General features: G+C 66.7%; 13 protein-coding genes and 1 tRNA gene. 6 read left to right on the top strand and 8 right to left on the bottom strand.

Going from position 1 to position 13,469, the window contains the following annotated elements:
* Positions 1–19: 19 nt before the first annotated feature.
* The 6 genes from ACZK4S_RS04000 to ACZK4S_RS03975 all read right to left on the bottom strand — a co-directional run bounded on the left by ACZK4S_RS04000 (position 20) and on the right by ACZK4S_RS03975 (position 6,776).
* Positions 20–1,054 (bottom strand): LacI family DNA-binding transcriptional regulator, encoded by a 1,035-nt coding sequence (locus tag ACZK4S_RS04000; protein ID WP_463643444.1) that lies wholly within the window; start codon positions 1,052–1,054, stop codon positions 20–22.
* Positions 1,051–2,418 carry a NosD domain-containing protein gene (locus tag ACZK4S_RS03995; RefSeq protein ID WP_463643443.1) on the bottom strand — a complete coding sequence of 456 codons (1,368 nt, stop codon included), beginning with the start codon at positions 2,416–2,418 and terminating at the stop codon, positions 1,051–1,053. Before ACZK4S_RS03995 ends, ACZK4S_RS04000 begins: the two co-directional genes overlap by 4 nt.
* Positions 2,419–2,444: 26 nt before the next feature.
* A complete protein-coding gene (locus ACZK4S_RS03990) occupies positions 2,445–3,281 on the bottom strand; it encodes a carbohydrate ABC transporter permease (protein ID WP_182762275.1) in 837 nt (278 codons plus the stop codon).
* A complete protein-coding gene (locus tag ACZK4S_RS03985; protein WP_463643442.1) occupies positions 3,278–4,141 on the bottom strand; it encodes a carbohydrate ABC transporter permease in 864 nt (287 codons plus the stop codon). Before ACZK4S_RS03985 ends, ACZK4S_RS03990 begins: the two co-directional genes overlap by 4 nt.
* Before the next feature lie 122 nt (positions 4,142–4,263).
* The gene (locus ACZK4S_RS03980) at positions 4,264–5,610 is read right to left on the bottom strand and encodes an extracellular solute-binding protein (RefSeq protein ID WP_220488259.1); all 1,347 of its coding nucleotides are present in this window, start codon (positions 5,608–5,610) and stop codon (positions 4,264–4,266) included.
* Positions 5,611–5,834: 224 nt separating this feature from the next.
* Positions 5,835–6,776, bottom strand: a complete 942-nt coding sequence (locus ACZK4S_RS03975; protein ID WP_463643441.1) for a formylglycine-generating enzyme family protein — start codon at positions 6,774–6,776, stop codon at positions 5,835–5,837.
* 268 nt (positions 6,777–7,044) lie between these two features.
* On the opposite strand from ACZK4S_RS03975, the gene ACZK4S_RS03970 reads away from it, so the two are divergent.
* Complete coding sequence (locus tag ACZK4S_RS03970; RefSeq protein WP_463643440.1) at positions 7,045–7,506, top strand: OsmC family protein; 462 nt, start codon at positions 7,045–7,047, stop codon at positions 7,504–7,506.
* A gap of 129 nt (positions 7,507–7,635) precedes the next feature.
* Here the strand turns inward: ACZK4S_RS03970 and ACZK4S_RS03965 are convergent.
* Together ACZK4S_RS03965 and ACZK4S_RS03960 are read right to left on the bottom strand one after the other, a co-directional pair.
* Positions 7,636–7,711: transfer RNA gene (locus tag ACZK4S_RS03965), tRNA-Ala, on the bottom strand.
* 81 nt (positions 7,712–7,792) lie between these two features.
* Positions 7,793–8,569 carry a hypothetical protein gene (locus ACZK4S_RS03960; protein ID WP_463643439.1) on the bottom strand — a complete coding sequence of 259 codons (777 nt, stop codon included), beginning with the start codon at positions 8,567–8,569 and terminating at the stop codon, positions 7,793–7,795.
* A 185-nt stretch (positions 8,570–8,754) separates the two neighbouring features.
* Between ACZK4S_RS03960 and ACZK4S_RS03955 the strand changes: the two genes are divergently transcribed.
* From ACZK4S_RS03955 to ACZK4S_RS03935, 5 genes are read left to right on the top strand one after another with little or no spacing between them, the layout of a single operon-like run.
* Entirely contained in the window at positions 8,755–9,354 is a 600-nt protein-coding gene (locus ACZK4S_RS03955) for a PadR family transcriptional regulator (RefSeq protein ID WP_076060104.1), read from the top strand.
* A complete protein-coding gene (locus ACZK4S_RS03950) occupies positions 9,351–10,181 on the top strand; it encodes an ABC transporter permease (protein WP_198928208.1) in 831 nt (276 codons plus the stop codon). Before ACZK4S_RS03955 ends, ACZK4S_RS03950 begins: the two co-directional genes overlap by 4 nt.
* Positions 10,181–10,939, top strand: coding sequence for an ABC transporter ATP-binding protein (locus tag ACZK4S_RS03945; RefSeq protein WP_076060106.1), 759 nt, complete (start codon positions 10,181–10,183; stop codon positions 10,937–10,939). The genes ACZK4S_RS03950 and ACZK4S_RS03945 overlap by 1 nt, the downstream gene beginning before the upstream one ends.
* A 23-nt stretch (positions 10,940–10,962) precedes the next feature.
* Complete coding sequence (locus ACZK4S_RS03940; RefSeq protein WP_463643438.1) at positions 10,963–12,030, top strand: aliphatic sulfonate ABC transporter substrate-binding protein; 1,068 nt, start codon at positions 10,963–10,965, stop codon at positions 12,028–12,030.
* On the top strand, positions 12,027–13,469 hold the full coding sequence (locus ACZK4S_RS03935; RefSeq protein WP_076060108.1) for a sulfatase family protein: 1,443 nt from the start codon (positions 12,027–12,029) through the stop codon (positions 13,467–13,469). The genes ACZK4S_RS03940 and ACZK4S_RS03935 overlap by 4 nt, the downstream gene beginning before the upstream one ends.

Here is a 13,469-nt window from a genome sequence, read left to right as displayed (position 1 = left end):
CGGCCGGGCCTCCTCGCGGTCAATGGGTCTGGCCGTTGGGCCGTGCGACCGAGGCGCGGTGGATCACAGGTCCACGCAGCAACGCGCTCGAGGTGCCGCCGGTCACACCGTCGACCAGGTTGAACAGTTGTTCCGCCGCCCACACGCCCATGTCATAGTGCGGCAACTCGATGGTGGTCAGGCCGGGGTAGATCCCGTCAGCGACGTACTCCTGATTGTCGAAACCGACGATGGAAACGTCGCCAGGGATGGTGAGCCCCAGCTCGGCGGCCGCGCGGTAGGCGCCCATGGCGAGCCGGTCGTTGAAGCAGAAGATCCCCGTCGGGCGATCGTCACCGGAGAGCAGTTCCATGGCTGCGGCGTAACCACCGGCAGGGTCGGTCTCCGCCGTGACGACGGTGAGCTGGTTGTCGGAGATCCCTTCCTCGGCCATCCGGGCCCGGAAGCCGGCGAGCCGGCCGGAGGACGCGGGGATGTCGTCGATGTTGTTGATGAAGCCCAGCCGATGGTGTCCGGCCTCAATGAGGATGCCCGCCCCATCGCGCCCACCGGACACCTCATCGGGAGCCACCCAGGGCACGCCGGGCGTGGTGCATTCGGCGTTCAGGAGAACGGTCGGCACGGCAGCCAGTTGCGGTGGCAGCTCCAACTCGCGGTGGAACATCGACGCATAGAGGATGCCGTCCACCTGGCGGCGCAGGAGCTCCTCGATCTCGCGGTCCTCGACGTCGCGCTGGTAGCCGGTGGAGACTACGAACAGCACCGCGTCGCGCGACAGCGCCACCTCCTGGGCGCCGAGCACGAGCTTCCCCGCGAACGGGGTGGTGACGATCTCGTCGCCGATCAGACCGATCGTGTTGGACCGTTGGGTACGCAACGACTGGGCCAGCCCGTTCGGGACGTACCCCAGCCTGGCTGAGACCTCCAGGATCCGCTGGCGGGTCACCGGGTTCACCCGCAGGCCCGGCACGTCGTTCAGGACGTGGGAGACCGTCGTGATCGACACCCCGGCCTCAGCTGCGACCTGCTTGATGGTGACTCTCTTCTGCCTCAACGTGAAGACCTTTCATCGGGCGTGACCGGCGAGGGCGACGGCGCGATGGTCGGCGTCGGCCGGAAGGCGTTGGCTGTGAGGTCGATAAGCACCTCGGAGTCCGAGCCGGAATCGAGGACCGTGTTGCGCGAGGAGTCGCCGTCGACCCGCACCGTCGTCACCTCGAGCCTAGAGGTGGCGCCGGTGCCGAGCAGCGCCCCGACCTGCGCTTCGAAGCAGGAGTCGCTGGAGGTGGCATCCACGTTCCGGGCGATGCAGTGGTTGGTGGCGACGAAGTTGTCGCTGCCAGTTGCCAGCCGGATGATGACGGGGGCCGCACCGCTCGGGCGCACCTGCCGGGCATCGACCACCTCGGAGAAGTGGTTGCCCGTGACCGTGTTGCCGGATCCCTCGATGCGCACCAACCCGTAGGTATCCTCCAGGCCGTTGTCCACGTCCAGGAACGGGGTCCACGGTTCGTGGTCGCGGAGAAGGTGGTTTGCGGCCACGAGGTTCTCCGAGCTGTCGCCGAGCAGGCGGACCATCCCGGGGTAGAAGGAGTGCAGCCGGTTGCCCGTCAGGCTGGAACGCGTGACCCCCTGGAAGTGGACGCTGCTCGCTCCTCGGGGGAACACATTGTTGGTGGCAACCAGGAGCCCACCGTGGTTCTCGGCGTAGATCGAATGGCCCTGGGGTCCTGCGCCGACGAGGTTGTCGGTGATCTTCGACGCCTGTCCCCAGCCGCACAACTCGATGCCGTTGCCGCACTCGGCGACGAAGTTGTCGTGCACGCTGAGGGCGTCCGCCCTGCAGATCGTCAGGCCGTGCTCGAGATAGACCAGACCCATACCGGTGACGCGGAACGAGTCGTTGGCGTCCTCCACGTAGATGCCCGTCTTTCCGTTCACATAAGAGTTCTCCTGCTGACCGTCGGGCCCCTCCCCCGTGAAATGCAGACCGTCGATGCAGAACCCCACGAACTCGACGGAGCTGATCCTGGGGCTGCCGCTCCGCGCGACATAGAACGCCGCGCCCCGCGATTGCTCCGCACCGGGTTCGACGTCGATGTCGTTGATGACACGACTGCCACCGGGCCACAGTTCGTGGAGGTTCGGCCACTCCGCGGAGGGCACGTTGAACCGGATGCTCGACGAGGAGAAGCCGTGCCCGGAGCCCTCGAAGCGGAGGAAGCTGACGTCGATGACGACCTGGGTGCGCAGCCGGTAGTCGCCCGGCGGGATGTAGATGACGGCTCCGGGCTTTCCACCGAAGTCGGCGGCTCCTGACTGTCGGGCCTTGACGTCGGCGAGGATGCTGTTGATCACCTCGCCGATGTCTTCGCGCGGGTCGCCATGGTGCCAGGCCGTGACGTCGTATCTGTTCATGTTGCTGCTCTCCATTCAGATCCGGGTCAGCCCTTGACGGCACCGAGCGTGAGGCCGGCGACGATGTGGCGCTGGAGGAAGAGGGTCAGGATGATCACGGGTACGGAGTAGACCGCCGCGAGAGCGGTCATCCCGCCCCAGTCGAGCCCGAATTGGCTCTGGAAGTTCGCGATGACCACCGGAGTGGTCTGGGCGCGGACCGACGTCAGGAGGAGCGAGAAGAGGAACTCGTTCCACGAGGCGAGGAAGGCGAATATCGCAGTGACCGCGAGGCCGCCGGAGACCACCGGCAGCACCACGCTGATCATGGCCTGGAGCCTGTTGCACCCGTCCATCTGCGCGGCCTCGCTCAGGTCGTCGGGCACCGCCTCGAAGAAGCTCGCCATCAGCCAGATCGACAGTGGCAACGAGATGGTGGTGTGGGCGAGCGCGAGGCCGAACGACGTGTCGGTCAGCCCGATGGTGCGCATCACCTGGACGAGCGGGGCGCCGACTGCGATCGTCGGCACCATGCGGGTGACCAGCGCGGCGAGGATGAAGACGCGCCCGGAGGGGGTACGGAAGCGGGTGATGGCGTACGCCGCCGGGACCGCGAGCACCAGGCTCAGTGCGGTGGAGACGAGCGCGGTGACGACGCTGTTGGTGAGGGCCGCCGCCACCCCCTGCCTGGTGAGGGCAGAGACGTAGTTCTCGAGCGTCCACATCGACGGCATCACCCTCGGGGGGACGGCGATGGCCTCGAGCGGCCTCTTGAACGACGTGAGCAGCAGGTACAAGAACGGGAAGCCGTACAGCACCAGCGTCAGGGCGAGACCCGCCCAGAGGAGGATCCGGCTGCGGCCTCGGGTTTCGAGCGGATTCATCGGGCACCTGCTCCCGGTCGCCAGATGAGGAGGACCGCCACGATGGACACGGCGAGCATGCCCAGCAGGTAGACAGTGCCCATGGCGCTCGCCAGCCCAGGGTCGCCGAACCTGGTCATGGTGCGGTAGATGAGCAGGCTCAAGGTGGTGGTGCTCCCCTGTGGGCCGCCGTCGGTCTGGATGAGGATCACGTCGAACGCGCGGGCGGCGTCGATGCCACGCACGATCAGCGCCACCGCGATCACCGGCCGCAGCAGCGGGATGATGATGCTGAACAGCAGACGCAGGTAGCGGGCACCGTCCAGGCGGGCAGCTTCAATGACCTCGCCAGAGATGTTCTGCAGCCCGGCGAAGAGCACGAGCGTGATGAACGATGTCGTCAGCCAGATGTCGGGGATGGCGACGGAGAACAGCGCGAGGTTCGGGTTGCTCAGCCACTGCACCTGGTCGGGCGTCGACAGGATGCCGGCCTGAAACAGGAGTTCGTTGATGATGCCGAAGTTGTCGATGAGCAGGAAGCGCCAGAGGAGGCCGGCGACCACAGGGGCGATCATCAATGGGTACATGAAGAAGGTGCGGAACACCGTGGAGCGGCTCCCCAGGGCGGAGAACAGCAGTGCGACGGCGAGGCCGAAGACGAACTCCAGCGTCACGACGAACAGGGTGTAGAGCACGGTCCGGACGGACGCCGCGATGAAGGCGTCGGAAACGAACGCGGCGACGTAGTTGTCGAAGCCGACAAAAGTTCGGGCCGCACCGGCGAACGGCGAGATCTCGAAGAAGCTGTCATAGACGAAACGAACGAGCGGCCAGAGGACGAAAGCGGCGAGGAAGGCCGCCGCAGGGAGCATGAGCAACATGGCGAACCTACGGTCGCCCCGTTCGCGCCGCCCGATTCTGGGGCGCATTCCGGGCGACGCCGGGGCGGCTGTGGCCACCCCGGCGACGCTCTGGGGGGTTGTGGAGTGCACGGAACCGGCCTCTACTTGATGATGGATTCGATCTGCGACTTGGCGTCCGAGAGCAGCTGAGCTGTGTCGGCGCCGGGTTCAACGGCCTTCTGGAGCGTGGGGATGAGGACGGAGTCCACGATCTCCTGCCAGTTCTCCGTCTTCGGGCGAGGGAGCGTCTGCGGCGCCTCGAGCGTGGTCACCAGAGCGGGATAGTTCTCGAATCCCTCTTCGCCGGCCTTGCTCTCGAACGCAGCCTTGCTGGCCACCAGCCCGAGCGACGTGTCGGCGGCGAGTTCGTTGTGCTCGAAGGTGAAGGCGATGAAGTCCTTGGCCGCGTCCTGGTTCTTCCCGCTGGCCGGGACCGACAGGTACCACGCGCCGGGGACACCAGCCACCCCGCCCGGGCCGCCGATCATGGGGGCGACACCGATGGAGTCCTTGATGGGCGAGTCGTCGGGCGTCTGCCGGTAGGCGTGGCCCCAGAACCGCATCATGGCGAGGTTGCCCTGGTAGAAGAGGTTCTGCGCGCCGGCCCAGTCGAGCTGCGCCGCACCCGATGGGGCGAACGGCAGCAGACTGACGTAGAAGTCCAGCGCCTCCTTGTGGGTGGCGTTGTCGATGGTGATCTCGCCGGATTCGGGATCGAGGACCATGTGCTCTTCCCCCGCCTGCGAAACGGTCGCCAGCCATTCGGTCTCGACTGCGCCCTTCACGTCCGTACCGTAGAGGTCGACGGCGCCGTCGCCGTCGGTGTCACGCGTGAAGAACTCCGCCACATCGCGGTACTCCTCCCATGTGGTGGGTGCCGCGAGCTCGTAGCCGTACTTCTCTTCGAACTGCGCCTTGTTGTCGGCGTCCTCGAAGAGGTCGGTGCGGTAGAAGAGCACCTCGGAGTTGGTCCACACCGGCATGCCGACGAAGTGGTCGCCCACCTTGGCTTCGCTGACGAGTCCGTCGAACAGGTCGCCCTGGACCTCGTCGGTGAAGAGGTCGTCCAGCGGGGCGAGGCCTGGCCCGAATGAGGTGAGCCAGATCGCGTCGAGCGCGGCGACGTCGAACGAGGTGGCACCGGACTGCAACTCCGAGGAGATGCGGTCGTAGAGACCTGCGTAAGGCAGTTCGACGAGCGTGACCTCGGTGCCCGTTTCAGAGGTGTACAGATCTGCGATGGGCTCCAGCTCCGCCTTGCCGCCGCCTTCGACGACGACGGTGAGCGTGGTGCCCTCGGCACCCTCGGCGCCGTCAGCGCCGTCGCTGGGGGCGGGGGTTCCGCCGGCACCGCATCCGCTGAGGACCAGTGCTGTGGCAGTGACTGCTGCAACTGCGACTCCGACGCGCTTGGTACGCCTCGTCGCTCGGGGGTGAAGCGTCTTCACTTCGACTCCATTTCGGTTGTGGTGGGGGTGCAGACCCTTGTGCCAAGACGTTTTGCCAAAACGTCTTGGCATGACAGTAGATGGCGTCCCAACCCACGTCAAGCCCTTTCGAGAAAGTCAGAGATAACGATTTGGCAGCGGTCCGGAGAATGCACCTGTCGCAGGGCTGAGACCCGCGAGGGGGCCGCGTCGATCACCGCGCCTGCTTCCGCCCCGCTGAAGGTTCAGTGACTGGTCGCTACCGTCCGGAAGCCCGCGTTGCCCATGGACGAGTCCGGGGTGTTCTGGGAGCGTGCCGAGTTACGGTACCTGTTGCAGTAGCTGTCGTGACATAGGTAACTGCCACCGCGCATGACCCGCTCCGTGCCCTGCGGTGGCCCATGCGGGTCGCGACGACGGTCGTGTTGGTAGGTCTCCGGATGGAACCAGTCCGCGCACCACTCCCACACGTTGCCGATCATCTGGTGGAGCCCGAACCCGTTGGGTTCGAAGTGCCCTGCCGGTGCGGTGGTGAGGAAGCCATCCTCGCACGTGTTGTCGACGGGGAACGCACCCTGGAAGATGTTGGCCCGCCACCCCCTGTCGTCGACCGCGGCATCACCCCAGGGGCACTTCCGGCGGGCAAGACCTCCGCGTGCGGCGTACTCCCACTCGGCCTCCGTCGGGAGCTGTCGGCCGGCCCAGGTGCAGTACGCCATGGAGTCGTGCCAGCTGACATGCACGACCGGGTGGTCGAGAAGGTCCGCGATGTCCGTCAGGGCACCGCCGGGGTGGCGCCAGTCGGCGCCCCGGACCCCCCGCCACCACGGCAGGCCGGCCGGTGAACCCATCAGGTCTGCCTCCGGGGCCTGGACCGCGAGGTGGAAGACAGCGGAGAAGCCGAAACGCTCGGCATCCGTGACGTACCCGGTGTCGGCCATGAAGGCGGCGAACGCCTCGTTGGTCACCGTCGTCACGTCCATGCTGAAGCCCTGAACCTCGACATCGCGGAGGGGCACCTCACCGTCGTGCGGGTTGCGGTCCCCCGACGAGTCGCCCATCGTGAAGGACCCGGCCGGAATCACGGCCTGGTCAAAGGGGTGATGTCCGGTCCGCCGCACGCTGGGCCGAGGGACAGCCTCTACCGCCTCGCCGCGCGCAGGGGAACAGCCGCACCGCCCGCTCATGGTCTTCCAGCCGTTGCGGGAACCGCATGAGGGGGCGGGAGTTCGCGCTGGCGTGCCAACCTTTCGGTTGCCATTGCTACCTCCATCATCCGGCTGCTTCGGGGGAATGGGTCTGTCCGGTGAAGCTGCTATGTCGCGACCGCCCCGTCCAGGACAGACCTTACTTGCCATGCGTCAGCCAAAGACGGGCCTGTCCGATCCCTCAGGCCAGTAGGCGACCCTGGGAAGGTATATCCGGGACTGCCTCGTCCCGTGGCAGACTGACGCCATGGCCAACGATCCCGAGCGCCCCGAAGCCGATGCCGGCGGGACACCACCTCGAAGGCTGACCGCAGAGAGGGTGGAGCGGGCCGTGTACGTGGCTCGCAACGACCGCGGCGCCGAGGTGCGCATCGGCGGACCGGACGCAGAGGCGGCCTTCACTCCCGGCGAGTTGCTGCAGATCGCGGCCGCCTCCTGCGCCGCGCTGTCCGCCGACCACGTCCTCTCCAGCAAGCTGGGGCTGGATTTCGACGCGACGTTCTCCGTCGAAGGTGACGGGGTGCAAGGCGAGAACCGCTACTCCGCGATCCGCAGCACAGTTGTGGTGGACATGTCGGAGATCGACACCGAGAAGCAGACAGCGCTGGTGGAGCGTGCGGTGAAGGCAGTCGACCGACTGTGCTCCGTCGGCCGCACGATCAAGCAGAGCGCCACGGCGGAAGTCGAACTACTCGCCGACCAGGGTTGAGTCTCCAGAAATAGGAGGGAGATTTCTACCACATCGGCGCTACAGAGGGCGATGTGGCAGATATCTCCCTGCGAATTTCGAGCATCGTCCCGGAGAAGCAGAATGCCCCGCCGGAGCGGGGCATTTGTCTGGTGGAGCTAGGGGGATTCGAACCCCCGGCCTTCTCATTGCGAACGAGACGCGCTACCAACTGCGCCATAGCCCCAGAGCATCGACAACTCTAGCACCGCGTCGGGAATCGCTCCAAGTTGGGGTACCTACGGTGCCCTCAGGCCGCGATGGAGCGTCACTCGCCGACCGCGCGGGGGCGGAACTCGGCGATGTTAGCCGCGTCGCCCGACGCCGTGATCGTGGCCTCGCCCTCTTCGACCGGGGCCGCGGGGTTGTCCGCCGTCGGCACCAGGGGCGAGGTGGCCGCAACGGGCGCGGACAGGTCGATGGTTCGCACGGTGCGCGGTAGCAGCGGCTGCGACACGTAGGTGGCCGGCGTCACGGGAATGGGATCCCACAACGCACCCATGGTGGTGGGCATGGTGAGTTCGATGGAGATCTCGGTGCTCTCCGATTCCGGCTGGCCGATGTCGATGGTGGTGGTGTCCTCGTGCTCGTCGAAGCCGCCGTTGACGGCCGCTGCCCGACGGTCGAGGCTGCGGTGCATCGCGACGACGGTGAGCCGGGCCACGCACAGGAACGCGACCAGCATTCCCCCGGGCACGGCGAGCGTCCACCACGCGACGATGTTCGACGCGGCCAGCACGGTGAGGATGACCAGTGCGCCGAGGAGCACGACGACGACGGTGAGGCGTCGTCGGGCGGCTTGGCGCGCGATGAGGCGGAGTTCGTTCAACTCGGCCCGCCGGGTGAAGGGGGTGGACACCGAGGCGAGGTTCTCGTCCTCGACGAAATCCTCCACGTCCCGGCGCAGGATGCGCATGGAGTCTGCGAATCGCTCAGTGGGGTCGCCCTCGAGCTCGAGGTCAGAGGGCCGCTGCGCGCTCACCCAGGGAAGAGCGAACGCAAGGCCGGCGCAGACGACAACAGCGATGATGATCCCGGCGAGCATGCCCATACGTTAACAACATCCGTGTAATTCGACCGCTCGGCCGCGGCGCGTCGCGATATTGATTCTAACGAGATTGCGCGGATCCAGCGTGCTCTACCCATCCGGCGATAGTCACTTTCGGGATGACCGTTGACAAGTTGCCCAGCGGTTGACCAAACTATGCCCGTAAGGTACTAGGAGGCGCAATGCAGCCCGACTATCCCCTCTTGGGGCTGCTGGCGAGGAAGCCGGCAAGCGGATACGACATCGGCAAATGGTTACGCAGCGACGGCAGATTTCTCGGGCGTCGGCCGTCCATGACACCCATCTATCGCGCCCTCGGCGAACTGTTGCGGCGGGGTTGGGTGACCTGCACTCTGGACCAGCGGGACGCGGCGCCCGACGCCAAGGTCTACCGCCTCACGCCCGCTGGCCGCCAGGCCCTCCTGGAGTGGGCAGCCAGCCCGTATGAGCCGGCCGAGCGGCCGATGGCCCCGGATTTCACCGTCCGGCTCCAGTTCGCCGGCCAGCTGGGCCCCACCTACGCCCTGGAGATCGTCCGCACCGAGCTGGCGTTCCGCCAGCAGCAGCGCGCGGAGGAGAGCACCGCCCTCGCCAGCGAGGACGCAGACCCAGTGCCCGAGATCGACTCCCAGTGGCTCCAGTTCATCGACGCGACCGCCAAAGACCGCGGTTGGCAGAGCACGTCCTGGTTCATCGGCTGGCTGGAGACGACGGAACGTCAGCTCGAGCGCATCGTCCGGGCCGAGAACCCCCACTCACAGGTCGGAGCAGTCACCGCATGAGCACCGAAACACACGTCGGCATGGACCTGACGACGCCCCTCCCGACCACCCTTCCGCCGGAGCTCGAAGTCAAGATCAAACGGACCCGCAACCCGTGGGCGTGGTTGAGCGTCGTCTCGGTGCTGGGCGGAATCGCTCTGTGGTGGCTGCTCTCCCTCACCCAAGACACCCTCCCCTCCCCCAGCGAAGTCGCCATCAGGGCGTGGGAACTCATCGAGGACGGGACCCTCCTCGGTGACATCGCGGCCTCACTGCGCCGCGTCCTCCTCGGCTTCTTCCTCGGTTCCGGCCTGGCGATCCCCCTTGGTTTCGCGATGGGCTGGTACCGCCCAGTCCGCGCGATCGTCGAGCCGTGGACGCAGTTCTTCCGGACGATCCCCCCGTTGGCCATCATCCCGCTGGCCATCGTGTTCCTCGGCATCGGCGAAGTCCCGAAGGTCTTCGTCATCACTCTCGCGAGCTTCCTCGTGTCGATCATCGCCACCTTCCAGGGCGTGGTCAACGTCGACAAGACGCTCATCAACGCCGGCCGTGTCCTCGGCGCCAAGGACTGGACGATCTTCCGCCGCATCGCCGTACCCGCGTCGCTGCCGTTCATCATGGTCGGCCTGCGTCAGGGGCTCGGCTCAGCCTGGGCCACGCTGGTCGCCGCAGAGCTCATCGCGGCCCAGGAGGGCGTCGGCTACCGCATGCAACACGCCCAGATCTACTACCAGATCTCCACCATCTTCGTCGGCCTCATCACCATCGGCGTCTTCGGACTCATCATGGATCGCATACTCCTCTGGCTCGACAATCGCCTCACAAGCTGGCAGGAGCGCCACTGATGTCCGACAAGATCGTTTTCGACCGCGTCACGCAGGTCTTCGAGCTGAGCGGCAAACCGTTCACCGCCGTCACGGAACTGAACCTCACCATCGCCGACAACGAGTTCGTCACGGTGGTGGGCCCCTCGGGGTGCGGCAAGTCCACCATCATGAACCAGGCGGCTGGCCTCCTCAAGCCCACTGGCGGCCAGGTGCGTGTGGACGGCAAGCCGGTGACCGGCCCCGGCCCGGAGCGCGGCGTGATCTTCCAGCAGTACGCCCTGTTCCCCTGGCTCACCGTGCGCAAGAACGTCGAGTTCGGGCTGGAACTCCAGAAGATCCCCAAGTCCAAGCGCCGCCAGATCGCGGACCGGCAGCTGGAACTCACCGGTCTCACCCAGTTCGCCGACGCCCTGCCGAAGAACCTGTCCGGCGGCATGAAGCAGCGTTGCGCCATCGCGCGCGCCTACGCTGCCAACCCCTCGATCCTGCTGATGGACGAACCGTTCGGGGCGCTCGACGCCCTCACACGGGTCCACATGCAGACCGCGCTCCTCGACACCTGGCAACAGGAGAAGCGCACCGTCATGTTCATCACGCACGACGTCGACGAGGCGGTGTTCCTCGCCAACCGCGTCATCGTGATGGCAGCCCGCCCCGGACGGATCCACCAGATCATCGACGTGGACCTCCCCTACCCCCGCAACGACGACCTGCGCACCTCGCCCGAGTTCACAGACCTGCGCAACCAGGTCTGGAACGCCGTTTACAAGCAATGACGCTCGACAAACCAAGGAGACCCATGATCACCAGACGACACATGCTGCTCGGCACCGCCGGCATCGCCGGCGCAGCTATCCTTGCCGCCTGCGGCACTGACGACGCAGCCACCACCCCGGCGCCCGCGGACACCACCTCCGGCGCCGCCACCGACCCGACGTCCGCCCCGGCCAGCGAGACCTCCGCCGCCGAGGCCCCCGCCACCGTCGACGACATCAACGTCGGCTACATCGAAGATGGCAACGGCTGCATGCTGGTGGCCGTCGCCGAGACGCAGGGCCTGTGGGAGAAGCACGGCCTCAAGGCCAACACCCTCGCCTTCACCAACGGCCCGCTGCAGATCCAGGCGCTGGGCACCGGCGACCTGGACTTCGGCTACATCGGCTTCGGCGCCCTCTGGCTGCCGATGAGCGACCAGGCCAAGGTCGTCAGCATCAACTCCCGCGGCACCGCGGACCGCGTCATCGCCCAGCCCGGCATCACCTCGATGGCCGACCTCAAGGGCAAGAAGGTGGGCGTCCCGGAGGGCACCTCCGGTGACATGCTGCTCAACCTCGCCCTCGAAGAGGCCGGCATGACCATCGACGACATCGAGCGCATCCCGATGGACCCGCCCACCACGATCTCCGCCTTCGCCTCGAAGCAGATCGACGCGGCCGGCATCTGGTACCCGCACGTCGAGACCATCAAGAACCAGGTGCCCGACCTGGTGGAGGTGGCCAAGTCCACCGACTTCGGCGACCTCGCGTTCCTGGCCGCCCAGGTGGCCGGCACCGACATCCAGGACCGCCCCGAGGTGCTGGCCAAGTTCCAGGCGGTCTGCAAGGAGGCCTTCACCTGGGCCGCCGCCAACCGCGAAGAGCTCAACGGCATCCTCGCCGACTTCATCAAGGCCCCAGCCGACGCCATCGCCAGCGAGCAGGAGTTCGTCGAGGTGTTCAGCGCCGACGACGTCATCGCCAAGACCGACGACGGCACCATCGAGGCGTGGCTCACCGGCCTCAACGAGGAGTTCGTCAAGGCGGAGAAGGCCCCCGAGGTGGTGCCCGTGGGCAACTACTGGTTGGCGGAGGAATACGCGCAGGCATGAGCCGCCCCAACATCATCTTCATCATGGCGGACGACCACGCTGCCCACGCCATCTCGGCGTACGGCAGCGTGGTCAACCGCACCCCCCACATCGACCGCCTCGCCGACGAGGGGGCGCGGCTCGACGCCGTCTACTGCACCAACTCGATCTGCACCCCGTCGCGGGCCACGATCCTCACGGGCGCGTACAGCCACGTCAACGGGGCGTGCTCCATCTACTCAGAGTTCGACTACCGTGTGCCGACCTTCGCCCAGGTGCTGCAGGAACGCGGCTACCAGACCGCGCTGTTCGGTAAGTGGCATCTCGGGGAGACCGAGAAGGCCAACCCGCGCGGTTTCGACGAGTGGCTGATCTTCCCCGGTCAGGGCGACTACCACGACCCGCAGATGTACGGTCCCGACGGCGCGGCCCGGCTGGAAGGCTACGCCACCGACATCATCACCGATCTCAGCCTGGACTACCTCTCCCGCATCGACCGGGACCGGCCCTTCTGCCTCCTCATGCACCACAAGGCCCCGCACCGTCCGTGGGTGCCGCACGAGCGGCACAGCGACCTGTACCCGGTGGGCACCATCCCGGAACCGGAGACGATGTGGGACACCCATGAGGACCGGGCCGACGTCGTCAAGAACGTCCGCATGGCGCTCGACGACCTCACGGAGCGCGACGTCAAGGAACCGGTGCCGGCCGAACTGCAGGGCGACGACCAGTGGCTGGAACGCAGCCGCTGGAAGTACCAGCGGTACATGAGCGACTATCTACAGACCGTCCAGGCCATCGACGACTCCGTCGGCTCGGTGCTCCAATGGCTCGACGACGAGGGGCTGGCCGACGACACCTTCGTCGTCTACACCTCTGACCAGGGGTTCTTCCTCGGAGACCACGGCTGGTTCGACAAGCGCCTCATGTTCGACGAGTCGCTGACGATGCCCATGCTGGTGCGCTGGCCCGCGGAGATCGCACCCCGCACGCGGGTGGAGGCGATGATCACCAACGTGGACTTCGCCGCCACCTTCCTCGACGTCTGCGGCGAGAGCCCCGACGCGCTCCCCGCCCAGCAGGGACGCAGCTTCAGGCCCCTGCTGCGGGGCGAGGAGGTCGAGGGCTGGCGCGGTTCGATGTACTACCGCTACTGGGAGCACGACGACCCGGAGCACCACGCGCCCGCCCACTACGGCGTGCGGACCGCCACCCACAAGTTCATCCACTACTACAACGACGGCCTGGGCACCCCCGGCTCGTCGGGTGTGGTGATGCCCTCCGAATACGAGCTCTACGACCTGGTGGCGGACCCCGCCGAACTCCACAACGTCGCAGACGACCCCGCCTATGCAGCAGTTCGCTCGGAACTGGAGTCCGAGTTGGCCAGACTCCAGGAGGAATTCGCTGACCAACCTTATGTTGGCCCACAAACCCCCCGACTCCAGTGGAGCACCTGA

The organism is Tessaracoccus zhenghani, from assembly GCF_055326325.1.
Note: the sequence above shows the minus strand (reverse complement) of the source record. Positions and strands in the feature narration are given on the sequence as shown.